Source organism: Enterobacter mori LMG 25706 (assembly GCF_000211415.1).
Lineage (GTDB): Bacteria > Pseudomonadota > Gammaproteobacteria > Enterobacterales > Enterobacteriaceae > Enterobacter > Enterobacter mori.
In genome coordinates, this window is the sequence record NZ_GL890774.1 from 503,748 (window position 1) to 519,272 (window position 15,525).

At 60.5% G+C, this 15,525-nt stretch carries 17 protein-coding genes and 3 pseudogenes; all 20 read left to right on the forward strand.

Going from position 1 to position 15,525, the window contains the following annotated elements; genetic code table 11:
* Positions 1-345: 345 nt before the first annotated feature.
* Positions 346-717 (forward strand): annotated as a pseudogene (locus ENTMO_RS26985) (DNA cytosine methyltransferase); the annotation flags it as partial.
* A gap of 634 nt (positions 718-1,351) precedes the next feature.
* A complete protein-coding gene (locus ENTMO_RS23750; protein WP_010427535.1) occupies positions 1,352-2,206 on the forward strand; it encodes an ATP-binding protein in 855 nt (284 codons plus the stop codon).
* Positions 2,207-2,801: 595 nt separating this feature from the next.
* Positions 2,802-3,179 (forward strand): annotated as a pseudogene (locus ENTMO_RS0104250) (reverse transcriptase N-terminal domain-containing protein); the annotation flags it as partial.
* A 213-nt stretch (positions 3,180-3,392) separates the two neighbouring features.
* The gene (locus ENTMO_RS0104255) at positions 3,393-4,205 is read left to right on the forward strand and encodes a hypothetical protein (protein ID WP_010427539.1); all 813 of its coding nucleotides are present in this window, start codon (positions 3,393-3,395) and stop codon (positions 4,203-4,205) included.
* A gap of 317 nt (positions 4,206-4,522) precedes the next feature.
* Positions 4,523-4,888 carry a DUF3085 domain-containing protein gene (locus ENTMO_RS0104260; RefSeq protein WP_010427540.1) on the forward strand — a complete coding sequence of 122 codons (366 nt, stop codon included), beginning with the start codon at positions 4,523-4,525 and terminating at the stop codon, positions 4,886-4,888.
* 103 nt (positions 4,889-4,991) lie between these two features.
* Positions 4,992-5,333, forward strand: coding sequence for a hypothetical protein (locus ENTMO_RS0104265; RefSeq protein WP_010427541.1), 342 nt, complete (start codon positions 4,992-4,994; stop codon positions 5,331-5,333).
* 378 nt (positions 5,334-5,711) lie between these two features.
* Positions 5,712-6,134: pseudogene (locus ENTMO_RS0104270) on the forward strand (STY4534 family ICE replication protein); the annotation flags it as partial.
* 182 nt (positions 6,135-6,316) lie between these two features.
* Positions 6,317-6,928, forward strand: coding sequence for a DUF3275 family protein (locus tag ENTMO_RS0104275; RefSeq protein ID WP_010427546.1), 612 nt, complete (start codon positions 6,317-6,319; stop codon positions 6,926-6,928).
* A 77-nt stretch (positions 6,929-7,005) separates the two neighbouring features.
* On the forward strand, positions 7,006-7,347 hold the full coding sequence (locus ENTMO_RS0104280) for a hypothetical protein (protein ID WP_010427548.1): 342 nt from the start codon (positions 7,006-7,008) through the stop codon (positions 7,345-7,347).
* A gap of 79 nt (positions 7,348-7,426) precedes the next feature.
* Entirely contained in the window at positions 7,427-7,822 is a 396-nt protein-coding gene (locus tag ENTMO_RS0104285; RefSeq protein WP_010427550.1) for a hypothetical protein, read from the forward strand.
* A 114-nt stretch (positions 7,823-7,936) separates the two neighbouring features.
* On the forward strand, positions 7,937-8,764 hold the full coding sequence (locus ENTMO_RS0104290; protein WP_010427552.1) for a DUF932 domain-containing protein: 828 nt from the start codon (positions 7,937-7,939) through the stop codon (positions 8,762-8,764).
* Positions 8,765-8,900: 136 nt separating this feature from the next.
* Positions 8,901-9,551: a hypothetical protein gene (locus ENTMO_RS0104295; protein ID WP_010427554.1), complete on the forward strand. Its 651-nt coding sequence runs from the start codon at positions 8,901-8,903 to the stop codon at positions 9,549-9,551.
* Positions 9,552-9,616: 65 nt separating this feature from the next.
* Positions 9,617-10,723 carry a DUF6094 domain-containing protein gene (locus tag ENTMO_RS0104300; RefSeq protein ID WP_010427555.1) on the forward strand — a complete coding sequence of 369 codons (1,107 nt, stop codon included), beginning with the start codon at positions 9,617-9,619 and terminating at the stop codon, positions 10,721-10,723.
* A gap of 74 nt (positions 10,724-10,797) precedes the next feature.
* Positions 10,798-11,418, forward strand: a complete 621-nt coding sequence (locus ENTMO_RS26990) for a hypothetical protein (protein ID WP_010427556.1) — start codon at positions 10,798-10,800, stop codon at positions 11,416-11,418.
* 119 nt (positions 11,419-11,537) lie between these two features.
* Positions 11,538-12,206: a hypothetical protein gene (locus tag ENTMO_RS26400; protein WP_010427557.1), complete on the forward strand. Its 669-nt coding sequence runs from the start codon at positions 11,538-11,540 to the stop codon at positions 12,204-12,206.
* Positions 12,207-12,420: 214 nt separating this feature from the next.
* On the forward strand, positions 12,421-13,005 hold the full coding sequence (gene pilL2 / locus ENTMO_RS0104315; RefSeq protein ID WP_010427558.1) for a PFGI-1 class ICE element type IV pilus protein PilL2: 585 nt from the start codon (positions 12,421-12,423) through the stop codon (positions 13,003-13,005).
* Positions 13,002-13,649 carry a hypothetical protein gene (locus tag ENTMO_RS0104320; RefSeq protein WP_010427559.1) on the forward strand — a complete coding sequence of 216 codons (648 nt, stop codon included), beginning with the start codon at positions 13,002-13,004 and terminating at the stop codon, positions 13,647-13,649. The genes pilL2 and ENTMO_RS0104320 overlap by 4 nt, the downstream gene beginning before the upstream one ends.
* Positions 13,650-13,658: 9 nt before the next feature.
* Complete coding sequence (locus ENTMO_RS0104325) at positions 13,659-14,399, forward strand: TIGR03759 family integrating conjugative element protein (protein ID WP_029484959.1); 741 nt, start codon at positions 13,659-13,661, stop codon at positions 14,397-14,399.
* Complete coding sequence (locus ENTMO_RS0104330; protein ID WP_010427561.1) at positions 14,396-14,968, forward strand: transglycosylase SLT domain-containing protein; 573 nt, start codon at positions 14,396-14,398, stop codon at positions 14,966-14,968. The genes ENTMO_RS0104325 and ENTMO_RS0104330 overlap by 4 nt, the downstream gene beginning before the upstream one ends.
* Positions 14,965-15,516, forward strand: coding sequence for an integrating conjugative element protein (locus ENTMO_RS0104335; protein WP_010427562.1), 552 nt, complete (start codon positions 14,965-14,967; stop codon positions 15,514-15,516). Before ENTMO_RS0104330 ends, ENTMO_RS0104335 begins: the two co-directional genes overlap by 4 nt.
* Positions 15,517-15,525: the final 9 nt, after the last annotated feature.

The following is a 15,525-nucleotide window of genomic DNA, read 5'->3' on the forward strand; positions in this document are numbered from 1 at the left end:
AGAGTCTCCTGGCGCCTTGCGTGCGAGGTGCCAGGAGACTCTTCGGGGACGACGGTGTTCGATTCCGGTGCCCGCCGGTGAAACAACGGGTTCCTTTTGTGCGCAGATGTGCGCCGAGCGATACCGGCCCCAGCCACGAAACGGGTCGGGTGCGATCGCTGACTCAGCGACAGGCTATGACGACGGCCCGGTCCCTGCGGCAGCCCACAGGTGGTTTCCTTGTCTTTCGCTGGAGGCGGTCAGCCTCCAGCGTCCCTGTTCCTCTCCTTCCTCAGCTTGCCCCCGCCGAACCTCAGATCGCTCGATCATGGGAGTTTGCGCCCCAGCCAGAACAGGAAATGCGACATGAACCATCCCAACTTTCAGTACGGCAGCGTCTACAGCGACATTGAGGCCGTCAGCCTGGCCGGGCAGCCGCTCGACTGCCATCCGGCCTGGTTTTCGGAAATCGAGCCGTTCCCGAACGCCGTGCTTGCCCATCACTACCCGGATGTTCCGAATCTGGGCGACATGACGGGTATCGCGGACCAGGTATTCGCCGGGACCGTAACCTCACCCGACATTCTTGTCGGCGCCACGTATTGCCAGGCTTTCAGCGTTGCCGATGCGAGGAAAGGTCTCGCCGACCCGCGCGGCGCGATCACCCTGAAATATAAGGAGTTTGCAAATATCGTTGATGAAACCCGACAGCAGCTGCACCAACCATCCGTCACCGTCCGCTTCGGAGGCGGCAACAGGCAAGGGCCGATAGATACAGCGGCTTGCCTGACCGCACGGGGACACAAGTGCGATTTCGAGGTTGAAACCTTCGCTGCCCAGTCGGTCACCGGGCAATGGACGCACGCCCTGAACACCGCCAACGGCGGTAAAGGTAGCAGCGAGGACGGGACCGGTCGCGGCGTGCCAATCGTCACGTATAAAGCGACTTTGCCGGGAATGCCTGTCGCCTTCTCCCAAACAGCCGCAACGAGGTTCGCCTTGAGGGCGGTGACGGGCAAATCGCGGGCGCGCTGTCGATTGGTGGTGGTAACCGGAAGCTTGCGAACCCTCATTCTCGGCTGACGTCGAGGCCACGCTTCGCCATAGTGCGGCCATGCGTTGCTGATCCCGATCAGCGCCATGCCAGCAGCCGGGTCTTCAGGCTGCGCCGTGGAACAACCACGTAGACCGATCCAGTCCGCTTCGCATCATTCTCGCGGACGCACGCCACAGCCGGCGTCGATGCACCTCGTCCACGCGCGATCACGCTCTTCCAATTCATGCCCGGCGCCTACCGGCCAGCCGCGGTATGTCTTCGCTCTCGTGTTCATTCTTAGCGCCCATAACGGCGCATGACTGTCAGGAGGCCCCCATGGGCACTATTCGTCTCAAAACGAACCAGCACCGTCTGATTTCCAATCTTAGACATGCCTTCAATCCTCAATCCATGCTCGGCGAGCTGCTGCAGAATGCACGGCGAGCCGGCGCGAAAAACGTCCACATCACCGTGGACAACGACACGGTCACTGTCTGCGACGATGGTTCCGGCATCGCCGACCTGCAATCTCTGATTCACATCGCCGAATCCGGCTTGGACCCGGAGCTACAGGCGCGCGAGAACGCCTTTGGTATGGGCGTGCTTTCAACCTTGTATTTTTCCAGGCGTCTGTCGGTGCATTCGGGCACGCAGGCGTTCAGCGCAAGCACCGCGACCATCATCCGCGGCGACGGCATTGAAGTCTACGCCGAAAAGCCTCGTATCGGCACGGAGATTCGTCTCGACGGAGTGCAATCTCCGACTGCCGGCGTCAGTCTGCCGGTTTGGGCGGAACAGCAGTTCAGGAGGTTGTGCGAAGCCTTTCCGGTGCCTGTCTTCCTCAATGGCATGGAACTGGCTCGACCACTGACCGATCCGTCATTGCCTTGGCGCGAAACGTCTGTCGGCCGGATTCTGCTCGACCTGGAGGCTTCATGCGTTCAGTGGCAGTGCTTCTTGCAGGGACTTCCCATCGGGCTTTCACCCAGAGCGTCCAGACATCACGTAGTAGTGTTGCGCAACGACATGATCGCCCGACTTCCCGATCGGCAGCATCTTCTTAATGAAGCTGACGAGTGTGTTCGCATCCGGGACGCGATCAATCAGACCTACCGCCAGGCATTGACCGAAACCAGGGAGCGGTTGCCGGCCAGCGAGTTCATTGAGCACGTGCGACGTGAAGTCGCCTGAGTAATTGTTCCAACGGGGGCAACCCCGAAGAGGAACCTGATGTTCCGTCATCAGTAGCCTACCGGCACATGCAGGACTGGTAACGGTCTTGTGTGAAGCTGCCGGAACAATGAGTTGGGCCCTTTGGGGCCGCGCTGATGCCGTGAGGCTAAGCGTTACCTGCGAGCATCAATGCGGGTACGGCGCTAGGCTGGATGGTATGACCAACGTAAGTGAACTGCTGATAAACACCGTTATGAACAACAAGCCAAAGATGCTGACAGGCTTGAACCAAAAGGTAAGCGGTCGGATACCTCATGTGCTCTTGGGGTACACGGACATTATGACCGCCGGTGGAAAGGCAGGGTCTAACCCATCTCGTTACTCATGCGAAACACGGTAAGCCCGTATCACTGCCCTTCGGGGCAGGCAAACCGTAAGGAATGCTGTTGGTGGTGCGGGTAGAGGAATGTGGAAAAAGCGAATGCCGTCCTGTAATGGGGCGGATAAGGATTGAGCCGCAAGGCAACATCATCCTGCGCGAAAGCGAGCAGAATTCCACTTGGTCTTTCTCTACGAGAAAACTTGTCCAACCTTCTATAAGAGGGAATTGCAGATGACTACGCAAGAAATTGCTTGCGCGGGTGCACCCTCACACGAATCGGTCACATGGCACAGCATCGATTGGGCCAGGTGCCACCGTGAAGTGCGAAGGCTCCAGGCGCGTATCGTAAAGGCGACACGGGAAGGAAGACATGGCAGGGTGAAAGCCCTGCAATGGATTCTGACCCACTCGTTCAGCGGCAAAGCTTTAGCCGTCAGACGAGTCACCGAGAACCAAGGCAAGAAGACACCGGGCGTGGATGGCATCACGTGGTCCACCCCGGAAGCCAAGTCTCAAGCCATGTTGTCACTCAAGCGGCGTGGGTATTACCCTCAACCGCTGAAGCGTGTCTACATTCCCAAAACAAACGGGAAGATGCGACCGTTGGGTAGGCGCTAACAATTTCCACCGTCATGGATCAACCTGACCACATGTTTGCTGGCGTTGCCGGCTGCATGCCCAGGCAGTCGAGACCTTCGAGACTGCGGTGCTTTATTGCACTGGTTGGCCTGTTCTATCGGCGCATACCGCGCCACTCACTCAACCCACAAGGGACCCCTCCCTTGTGGCGGGAATCCCTTGCTTTTCCTCAAGGAGATCCCAATGGACCGTTCCCTCATCAAGTCCCTGATGCCTACGCTGGTCGCAGGTCACGTGCCTCGTAACGCACGAGGCTTCAAGTATCGCGTATTCGATGATCAGCCGCAGATATCTGCATTCGGCTTCGCCATTGATCCCGATGCCTTCGACGGCCAAGTGGTCGCGGCCAGTGACGATGCCATCGTCGTCAAGGTCAAGCCCACCGAGTTCGCGGTGCTCGACCGCCATCTGGTGTCCTCTGTCCCGAACGAAGGGGCCAGGGTGCATGTTCAACCCTACGCACGGCGCCGGTTCGACGGCCTGCGCGCGGACACCGCGGAAGAACGCACCGAGATGACGTCTGACGGCATTCCCTACACGGTCAAGACGCACGTCCTGGGCTCCGCGCCGGCCAAGCTGCCCATCCCCGAGCCACAGTGCCTGGAACTGGGCCAGCTCATCCAGCAGTTGGAAGAAATGCCGGCGCCCGATGGTTTCCGGCGTATCACCCACATGCTGGTCGATGCCGGTGCCCGTGACTTCACCTGGGTCGATCCGAAGCCGTCCAGCATCATCAAGACGCCTCCGGCAATCAGCTTCGCGGTTTCGACCGGAAAGTTTGAGGGCCGGGTGACGATCCTCTATGACCGCGCAGGCGACACCTACGTGGTGGAGCTACATCGCGACGGCGAATTGGTCGTTCGGCACGACGAGGTGTATTTCGACATGCTCGGCGAAGTGCTGGAGCGGCTCATCGACGACGGGCGCTGGCGCCTGATCGACGTGAGCGTGATCGACGCCAAGCCCGCCCGGCGACGCCAGGCGGTGCTTGCGTGACTTTCACGGCCAGCGACTCCTGGGTGGTGTATTCGCCCAACGAGTCGGCCGTCAGCGACAGTGCTGGCTTCTGGTCCAACAAGTTCGGCTGGGTCCCCCTCGACTAGGCGACGTGTTTCCCGACCGATGAGGCCCGTGACGCGGTTCTGCCGATATCGGTCGGCCACGACGCGCGGCTCGTTCCCTGGCTTGAGGCTCAACAGTTCTACGGCTGACCTCAAGACCTCCAGTCCTTCCATCAACCGGTCATGTACCGCAGCGACTCCCCATCCAGAAGGTTGGGGAGCCTTCTCTATTCCACACAGGAGATCCCGTCCATGTCACTACGTTTCAAAGGTGCCGACCTGCGCCCCGTGCTCGCCGAGGCCGAGGCGAACAAATGCCGCGTCGTCCTGGTAAAGGACCACGGCGTCTACTTCCTTGCCGAGCGAGGTGAGGGAACGCCAGAGGGGCGTCAGAAGCTGCTGGCCTACGCCATCGGCTGCAACCCTGACATCGACCCGTTCGATAATTGGTGGGAACGCGCCCGAATCGAGTTGGGTGGCGATGATTTCGCAGAGCATTTCGAACTGCGGGACAGCGTGTTCGCACGCATCCTGAACAGCGAGGACGATCTCGAACTCTCCGCCACGCCGACACAACTGTTCCTGCAAGTCGTTTCACCCACCCAGGGCGACGACTGAACGACGAACCGGTCGCTCTGTACGCAGCAGCGACGTTTCATTCACCCGCCGGGGTCCTGTCCCTGCGTGGGAGGACTCCGGTTTCTTTCTGGAGATATTCATCATGCCAGCAATCACCAGCAGCACATCCTCACAGCCTATCAGCGATACCGGCATCTCGTTTGATGAAACCGCCTGGCGAGCTGTCTGCGAGAAGGTCGCCGTACAAGCCAGCAACAGCTGCGGACTGTCTCACGACTATTACGTCGAACGCTTCAGTTCGGAGATTGAACGACACGTAGATCGACTGCCCGAAAGCCAACGGACACAAGCTCTGCAGATCGCGCAGGACTGGGATTACGCAACACCTGCCGAGAGGCAGGAAACCGACGACTGGAATGCCGAGAACGGCTACTGCACACACGGAATCGAGCTGGGATGTTGCCCGGCAGGTTGCGGTTCATGACACTACACTGATCCAGCGAATCCCCCTGATGGGGGCTTTTTTTCGTGCGGCGAACGAACAATAGGGCTGCGAACCAGTACCGATTCCGGATAGCCGGCTGGCGCAGTGGATGCCACGCTACCGCCATGTTGCGCTGACCCCGGTCAGCAACATGCCCAGGTAGCCATTGGTCTTCAAGGCTACGGCGCGGTTCCGTCCGCGTGATCACACCAGTTCGCACTCGGCATCCCAGCGCGAACGACCGTCGAGCAATCGGTGGTGATGCCAACCTGGTTGTTGCCAGATCTCACGATCCATCAACCCGCGCGGGGGTTACACACCTCCCGTACGGGGGTCGGTGTGTCTCCGCATTCTTGTCCTCAAGTCTGGAGATTCACCATGACCACTTCTACCGAAAAGTCCTTTTTCGACCTGCACATCACTGGCCTCGGCTATCTCAATCGCATCCGCGAAGTGAAGCCGAAGAAAGGTGAGCCGTTCCTGGCCTGCGATATCGCAGCGCTCAATGGTCCGAGCGACGATGTCTCGTACGTGCGTTTTGATACGCGCGTTTCGGGCACCGATGCCCAGCACCTGATCCGTCGCTGCATCGATGCCGTCGAGGCAGAGAAGAAAGTGATGATCGGGTTCCGCCTGGGCGACCTGTGGACCGACACCTTCACCTATTCCAAGGGGAAACGCGCCGGTGAACAGGGTGTCAGCCTGAAGGCCCGCCTGCTGTTCGTCAGCTGGATCAAGGTCGATGGCGTCCTGAAGTACAAGGCCGAACCCAAGCCAGACGAGTCCGAACAGGATGCTGCGGAACAATCCGCTGCATCTGCTCCCGCTCCGCAGGAAAAGCCGGTTCCGGAAGTATCCGAGCCGATCGCCGAACCTGCTGACGAAGCCGCTGACGCGCAAGCACCGGCACTGGCCGAGTCGTTCTGATCCGCAAGGCCCCCTCACAGGGGCCTTGTTCTTTTCATCATCACCAGGAGCACTCCATGATTACCCTCCCGGGCCAGTTGGCTATCAAGACCATCCACGGCAGGAATGGCGACTTCAATGTCGGCCGCCTTTCGACCAGCATTGGTGAGTTCGTCATCAAGAATGCCGAGCTGGACCAGTATGACGAAGGCAAATACGACGGTGATTTCGTCATCACCGAAATCAGACCCTCCACCTACAACACCAGTGGGCGGATGGTCATCGAAATCCGCGCCCACCTGGGCGGGATGACCCTCTCGAACATCGATCGACTGAGCAAGGATGAAGCCCAGCGGCTGAGTCCGCAGGAGGTCGATCCCATTGATGAGGAAACGCAGGCACCTGCGGCCGCGGCCAGGCCTCCAGCCAGGACGAAGGCCCGCAGCACGCGCGATCCACTGGTCGCCACCACGCCGTTCGGCCGCGAACCAGCGGCTGCATCATCCTCCAACGCCTCGGCCGAGGAAGACGATGTCGCACTGTTCGGCATGCTCTGGCCGTTGAGCGAAACCGTGAAACTCGACGCAACCGTCGACCGCCGCGTCCTGCGTCAGCAGCGCGACCGGCTCGATGCGATGGGCTATCGGTTTGAACCGCTCTCCCAGGACTGGCACCTCGCCAGCACCTGATCGACCTTGATCCATCACCCATCGGGGCGCTTCCCCGATGGGCAAGCTTCCGATGATTTCAAACGAGGAGCTTCATCATGAGTCGGCACTGCTTCGACACGTCCCACAAGGGATTTCCCATCATCGTTGTGCTCGGCTGGGATCGGCCGATGCAATATTTTTTCCTGACCATCGAAAAGCCTGCAGAGCTGATCGATGATGCCATGCAGGTCGAGGATGACCGCTTCCTGTACAGCAATATGCACGAGACCGACCCTTTCGGTCATGACCTGGACTACTACCGCGAGGTCTTGCGGCATTTTCAGATCATCGTGCCGGAGAGCCTGTTCAGAGAGGTCCTGTCCGACGCCGAGAGGAATGTCGGCAACCGCTTCGTCAGGCATCAGGCAGACGGTTCATTCACCGAACTGGGGCGCTGAAAAGCCCACGTTCTTTTATCCCCGACGGGCGTCTTTCCCGCCGGGAAGGTCCCCGTTAATTTCTTCAGGAGACCTTCTCATGGGTTGGCTTTTTTCCCGTCGCTCACGTAGCGAACTGATCCATCATCTGGTGCAGTCGCAGGATTGCCAGGCCGCATATGTCGAAACTCTGGCCTATACCCTTCGCGGCAACGTGTTGTGGTCTGTGGTCAAAGTAACGGCGAAAGAGCCGAACAGGCTCAACCTCGCTGCCGGTGAATCCTTCACCTACATCGGCTGCACGCTACTGCAACGCTACCGTAACGAGTGGGGCTACAAGTCGATGGATGAATCCGTTCATCCCTACTACTACAGCTGCCCGCTCAGCTATCTGGAACGCGCACCCACTCAATCGCCGGAATGGCGAGCGGGTGTTCGGGCGTACCACGATCACAGGCGTATAGCGCGTTCGGCATCTGCCGTTCCAGTCGCCTGAAATTCCTCATACCAGTCCTCGGACTGCCCCTGCATTGCAGGTTTTCCACGCATGCGCGCGTCCGGCCTTGTGCCGGCCGTCGATGCCGCTTGCCCAATCCTCAAGGAGATAGACATGCAACTCGCATCTCGTTTCGCATCACGTTCCCCGATTCTGCGTGCAGATCATCCGCTGTCGGATGACCAGATTCGCGCAGTCGCTCCCTCCATCTTCGCGGATACACCGCATGGAAGCCGCTCCGAACGGTACAGCTACATACCGACATCCGCCGTTCTGGCGAAACTACGCAATGAAGGGTTCGAGCCCTTCATGGTGTGCCAGACCCGCGTGCGTCATGAAGACCGTCGCGAGTTCACGAAACACATGCTCCGCCTTCGCCATGCAAGCCAGATCAACGGCAAAGAGGCGAATGAGATCATCCTGCTTAATTCGCATGATGGCACCAGCAGCTATCAAATGCTGGCCGGCATGTTCCGTTTCGTGTGCCAGAACGGTCTGGTGTGCGGCGATATAGTCGGTGACGTTCGTGTGCCCCATAAGGGCAATGTCACTGACCATGTAATCGAAGGCGCCTACGAGGTCCTGAGCGGATTCGACCAGGTGCAGGACTCCCGCGAAGCCATGCGAGCGATCACGCTCGATGATGGCGAGGCGGAAGTATTCGCAAGGTCGGCCCTGACGCTCAAATATGACAGCGAAAGCAAGGTGCCGCCGATCACTGAAAGCCAGGTTCTGGCGACACGCCGGTTCGATGACAATCGCCCGGATCTGTGGTCGGTGTTAAACCGGGTACAGGAAAACCTCGTCAACGGCGGTTTGTCCGGCCGGACTGCCACTGGCCGTCATCAACGCACGCGCGCTGTGCAAGGCATCGATCAGAACGTTCGCCTCAATCGCGCGCTGTGGCTGCTGGCCGAAGGTCTGCGGCAGCTCAAAAGCTGATCTTCGCGGACTACGCCCATTTCGGGCAATGCCTGCGGCTTTCTCCCATCGCTCCTGACGGAGCATTCCTCACCCCCAGGGGCTGTACCAGCCTCACGGGCTGGTGCTGTCCCTGGACCTTTCAAAGGACACGACCATGCCCGATACAACATCTTCGCAACTGCTTCTTCGCATTGACGAATGCCCCGACCTGATGGCCGACGGCTACATCGGCGACGAAGGCGGCAACCTGATATTCCTGTCCGTATGGGCACGAGATACAGCCATTCAGCAGTTTCTGGCCCGACTCACACTGGGTCGTGACGACGATGGTCTGGATCAGTTCCACCTCATCACCGACGCAGGCGGCTCCGTGCCGGTTTTCGTCGGTAACGTCGACAGGCTGGAGAAGCGCTCCACGCGCCTTTTCCGCCGCACGCTGTTCGGCTCGATGGTCAACCTGTGGCTCTTCGACCAACGCTGCGTCAAGCCCGACAAGGCTAACGCCAGCGCGCTGACGCTGTTGCCCAGGGACTCAGGCCACCGGCTTGATCGCTTGTGGACACTGGTACAGGAAACCTGCCCATTGCCACTACTCGATCACTGGCGCGACATCGTGCTGAAGCTCCTGATGGAGCAATCCATGCTGGCACGTCTTCCCATGGCTTACGGGCCACTGGAAGGTCATCGCCTGGCACTGGATGTCCCCGTGCTCACCAGGGCACTCGGCGACCTGATCCGTAACGGCACCCTCAGCGCCACGGCGCATGAACTGGCTTCCGGCATGCCTTTACGGCGCGTCGCCTGAAGCCTCGCAAGGGCATGCACAAGCTGCATGCCCCTCATTTTCACAACCAGAATCAGGAGATTCACATGGCTCTCATGTTCCCCAGGCTTGCCCGCAATTTCGCGAAAAACGGGTACTACCCAACAGACGAACCCACGCTGGAGCGGGTGCTCAACGCGCTGGCGCCGGCCGCGGGTCAAGTCGCCATCATCGACCCTTGCGCGGGCGAAGGCGTTGCCATCGCCGAAGCTGCACATGCGCTTGGCCGTGATCTGGTGTCAGCTTATGCCGTCGAATTCGACGAAGAGCGTGCCAGACATGCCCGAGGGCTTGTCGACCATTGCCTGCACAGCGACCTGATGGATACGCTGATCAGCCGACAGAGCTTTGGACTGATGTGGCTCAATCCCCCCTATGGGGACCTGTCCAGGGATGCCGATGGCAACATTGGCTACCAGGGACAGGGCCGCGCCAGGCTGGAGAAGCTGTTCTATCAGCGCGTCCTGCCGCTTTTGCAGTACGGTGGCGTGCTCGTTTTCATCATTCCGAGCTACACGCTGGACGCCGAAATGGTGGGCTGGCTGACACGCCATTTCACCGGACTACGCATCTATCGTGCGGTCGAGCAGCAGTTCAGGCAGGTGGTGATCTTCGGCACCCGTTCACGCCAGCGCGATCTGGCGAGTGATGCCAAAGCCATCCGCAACCGGCTGCTGCAGATCGGATCAGGCGATATCGAAGCGGAAGAACTGCCGGTCGAATGGCCGTTCGTCCCGTATTCCGTCCCAGCCACACAGGCCGAGCCGGAACAGTTCTACCGGGTCACAATGGAGCCGGAGCAATTCTCGGCCGAAGTTCATCGCCTGCAAGGGCTGTGGCCTTTGCTCGATACGCATCTCGGCGCTTCGCAACAATCGTTGCGGCCGCCGGCCCGTGCCTTGTCTCACTGGCATCTCGCCCTGGCGCTCGCAGCCGGCGCGATTTCGGGTGTCGTGCGCTCCAGATCCGGCAAGGTGATGGTCGTCAAAGGCGATACCCACAAAGAGAAGTCCGCCGCGGTCGAATACAACGAACGCGACGACGGCTCGATCGCCGAAACGCGCATCCTCACAGACAAGTTCGTGCCGGTCATTCGCGCATGGGACATGACACCCGGCTCCCCCACTAGGGGAGAAGTGCTGACCATCCACTGATTCCTCATCCCCCTAAAACCAACGCCTGGTCAGGTGCTGGCTTCGCCTTTTCATCAACGCAACTGGAGCAAACCATGTCCTTCAAACTCTTCCCACGCCAGCGCACCGAGCCGGCCTCCATTCCTCTGTTCTCCAGCGGTGCCCTGACGCTCAGCGCCAGGGTGCAATGGCTGGACAGCACGGGACTGGTTGATCCCCATCGTTTCCTGCATCGCCACCTGCGTGGTGATTGGGGCGATCTCGACGACACCGAACGACGCGCGAACGATGCCGCCCTTCGCTCCGAAGGCGTCCTGACTTCGCGCTACCAGGTGACGCCGCGGCTGTTCCTGCTGGTGACCACCAACGCGAACCACAGCCAGACCGTGATCCGACTGACCAATCCCGAACTGGTCAAGACAGGCCTGGACCTGCTGGAGTTCCCAACGATTGTTTTCATGCAGTCGGGATGGAACGTTTACACGCTTCAGCAGGCCTCGCGCCGGTCATGGCGGATCGGTCAGAAGCTGGCCGTGAAGGTCATCTATCTCGGCTATGCGGACACGTCACAAATGACGTGCCTGTCGCTGATGGCCAAGAAGATCCTCGTCTCGCAGAGCACGTCGGGAGACGTGCCGGAGTCCGGTCTGGATGCCCTCAACACGGATGGCGATTCCGTAGAAGTGGCGATGGCAAGGCAACTTGTCGCCGCCTGATTCAACTCCCATGCCAGCGTCCCATCGGGTCGCCGGCCTTCTCGTTTCTTCCACCTTGCAGTCATGCCCGCGTTCTTCGTGGGCATGACTGTGTTCTTTTTCATCGCAAGGAGATTTCCATGAACACCAAGACCCAAGCTACGTCCGGAATCGTCAACGCTCGCCTGACGCTCGACGTGACCTATCTGCTCAACGGAGAACCCGTATTGGAAATGCTTGAACGCCTGCGCGGACTGTGCGAGCGCGCTATCGGCGAAGGCATATTGACCGGCGAGACCGCCGCGGAGGTGGACACTTGGTCAATCGACGCTTCCCTTTCGCCCTCGGCAGTCGCCAGTGAGACACACGAAGCCGAGATCGCCGCCTTCATACGGCAGCGTATCGAGGACGGAAATCTCGACGCGGAAGACATCCCCGTGCGCATTGTGCGTTACGGCCTGATGGCCCCCGAAGCATTCGTTTCCGAGATGCGTGAACGCATAGACATGGATGACGGCGATGACCTCGAAGCACAGGCCACTGTTACCGTATCGGCCGATCCTCCGGATCATGCAGAATTCGAGATGCGGATCACGGTCGCCTGCGTCAACGCTTCCGGCATGTCCGACATGCCGATCTTCACCGTCAGGATCACCCGGGAAGAATATGACCTGGGTGTTCATTACGACAAGGCCAAAGACCTGGCCCAAGAATCCGGATACGAAGAGCCGTTCGTCTGCTTCGATGCGACAGAACAGGACGCCATACTGTCGGCCGCGCGAAAGCTGGGTTTTGTCCGTGAGGATTGATCCGGTAAGGACGCATCCACTTCATCAGGCCCCAATACGGGGCCTTTTTTTCGGTCCAGAGGGTGAGCCTGAGAAGCTGGTAGTGAAGGTCATCCTCCCAGCCTGCAGCACTGCATAGATTGCTCAATAGGGGAAGCCAGCAAATCCCTTTGTTTGCTGATGCTCCCGACATCAACAGCGATGGTGTCGGTTCAACGTCCCAGAGAACCAACACATGCAACCATTCAGCCACCTTCATCGCCGTCTGGCGGGCTGCGGCCTGCTGATCGCCGCCGTACTGATGAGCGGCTGCACGACGACAACGCCTCCACCCAAGGTCGCCCCGATCGGGAAGCCGGCGATCGCACCGGCAAAACCGAAACCGCAATTCGTACCCGTCGTTCGCTATGGCCGTTACACGCTGGTCGAACTGGCGCCGGCATCGGCACAGCAAGACCTGTTGCTGCAGGTTGTCGATGTCGCCATCCCTGACACGCGCAGCGCGACAGTAGGCGATGCGCTGCGTCACGTTCTGCTGCGTTCCGGCTACCAACTTTGCTCGGTGGGCGACATCACTGCGCTCAACTCATTGCCGCTGCCCGCATCCCACTATCGGCTGGGGCCGATTTTTCTGCGCGATGCCCTGCTGACATTGGCAGGTCCTGCATGGGATCTGAAAGTCGATGATGGCGCTCGCAGGATTTGCTTCAACCGCGCTCAGCAGCCGTCTTCAAGTCAGACCCAATCGCCACCGCAGTCAGCCTTGAGGGCTACCGGTCATGTCGAAAAACGTCCGTTCACAACGGAGGTGCGGCCATGACCACCATCCCTCGCTCTCCCCGTCGCTCGCGCGAACCACTGCTGCGCGTGGTCACCATCACCTGGGTCTTGCTGATCAGCACGGGAGCAGTGGTGAATCACGTGGCGTTGTCCAACCTTGCCACCGAGACAGGCGGCAGCGCACAGAGCACGCAAGTCGCAGCCCTGGAGGCCCGGCTGGCAGAACTGGGTCAACAGCTCGAAGCGCAGCGTCAGCAGCCTGCCGCGTTGACGACCACACAGTTCGAGACCGAGCGTCAGGCCATCGAGCAACGGGTTTCCAGGATCGAGCAGGCCCTCGGCGAACGGCTGACGGTCGATAGCCTTGCCCCGTTGCATAGCCGCATCGAGCAACTGGAAGCCCGCCTGGCGAAAGCCGCTCAGGTCGTGCCCGCCCCAATTCGCACGCAGAAGAACCAGGCCTCCAGGCCCAAAGCGGCGGTTCCTCCATTCAAGGTTGTCGGTCTCGAAATGCGGGGCGGTGAACGCTTCTTGTCGATTCAGCCCGCGGGGGGAGCTTCCTCGCCACTGACCGGCGTTTTGCGGCCCGGTGAATCAGAGGCTGGCTGGCGGCTGGAAACCATCGAAGACCGTACCGCCTTGTTCCAGAACAACGGTCAGGTTCTTCGCGTGGTAGCGCCATAGGAGGGCCAGATGAACCGCATGATCATTTCGCTTGCCCTGGCTACCAACCTTGCCGTCGGCGTCATCTCCCCTGTATCAGCACAGAACACCCGCACGTCCACGTCACCTGTTGTACCTGGTCAGGAACAGGAGACAACCGCGAGCAACAGCGATGAGCAGAACGCCCGCGACTGGGGGCTGCGCCTGGAGGAATGGACACGTTACCGGGAGGTGATGCGCGGTCCGCTGGGCATTTTTTCCCCCAATCTCGATCCGCTCACCGCGCTCGGCATCGAAGCGCGTTCAGATGAAGAGCGCCGGCGCTACGCCGAACTGCAGGTTCAGGTCGAAGCGCGGCGTGTCGAGAAAACACTGGCTTACCAGCATGCTTATGACGCTGCCTGGCAACGCCTGCATCCGGGCATGCAGCGCGTCAATTTGCCGGGGGCCAACCAGACCTCCAGCGCAACCGGCGTGCCGGGCGATGCGAACCGGTTGGCCGTATTCATCAAGGACGGTTGTGCCCCATGCGGCCAGCTTGTCCAGCAATTGCAGACCTCCGGGGCCGAATTCGACCTCTACATGGTCGGCAGCCGCCAGGATGATGCCCGCATCCGCGATTGGGCCAAGCGTGCCCGGATTGACCCCGCCCGTGTTCGTAGCGGTTCCATCACCCTCAACCATGATGCAGGCCGCTGGTTGTCGCTGGGCCTGAAAGGGGATCTGCCAGCCGTCGTGCGGCAGATCGGCGGCGAATGGCAAAGGCAATGAATCGCTACGCACGCCTGCTTGCAGTTCTGGCCGCCTCGATCGCCGGAACCGCGCTCGCCAAGGCACAGGAGATACCGCCTCCTGCCTACCAGGTCGCGGCGCAGCGAGCGGATATTCCGTCCCCGGTGCTCTATGCCGTTGCGCTGCAGGAGAGCGGCTTGCGGCGTGGTGGCCGACTGGTCCCATGGCCCTGGACCCTGAATGTCGCTGGAACCGCCCGCCGTTTCGGCAGCCACGCCGAGGCATGCAGCGGGCTGAGCAAAGCGTTGCGCGAAGTGCCGCCAACTCGTATCGACGCGGGACTGGCTCAGATCAACCTAGGTTACCAGAAGCCTCGCTACAGCCACCCCTGCGACCTGCTCGATCCCTATCGCAACCTCGCGATCGCGGCCGAAATCCTGCGTGAACAGCATACGCCGGGCGAAGACTGGTTGCTCGCGATCGGTCGCTATCACCGCCCGGCTGGCGGCGCCCCCGCCGCGCGCTACCGGCGCAGCGTCAGCCAGCACCTGGCGCGTGTGGTCGGTCCTTCCCGTGCTGACGCTTCCACCAGGAGGAATACCCCATGAAGCCTGCCTTCACTGCCGTTGCCGCGAGGCCGGTTCTTTGCGCCCTGTTATGTGCCGGTGGTCTGCCAGCCCTGGCAGGCCAGCCGCCTCTCGTGGTGGTCGAGGACCATGGAGGCAGGTCGGCCTTGCCTTACTACCAGGCGCTGGACCTGCCACCACGCCAGGGTCAACCGAGCTCGCCGCGGGTCTCGGTGCCGCCGTCCGCAGGCAAGACCTTCAGCGAAGCCGATATGCTGCCCGTGCGCTCGGAGCGGCTGTCGCCCGGCGATGAACCTCGCAGGGTGATCCAGGCACCAGGCCTGGCCCCCGTTTTCCTCATCGGTGATGACGAACGCTCTCGCACCTGGCTGATTGAGCGCAAGGCGGCGCTGCACGAAATCAGCGCCATCGGTCTCGTGGTCAATGTCGGATCGGCGGAGACACTTGCTGGGTTGCGCAAGCTGGCTCCCGAGCTCACGTTGTCTCCGGTATCGGGTGACGACCTCGCGCAGCGGTTGGGACTGCGGCATTACCCGGTCCTGCTCACCGCCACCGGCATCGAGCAGTGAGTGCGCCAT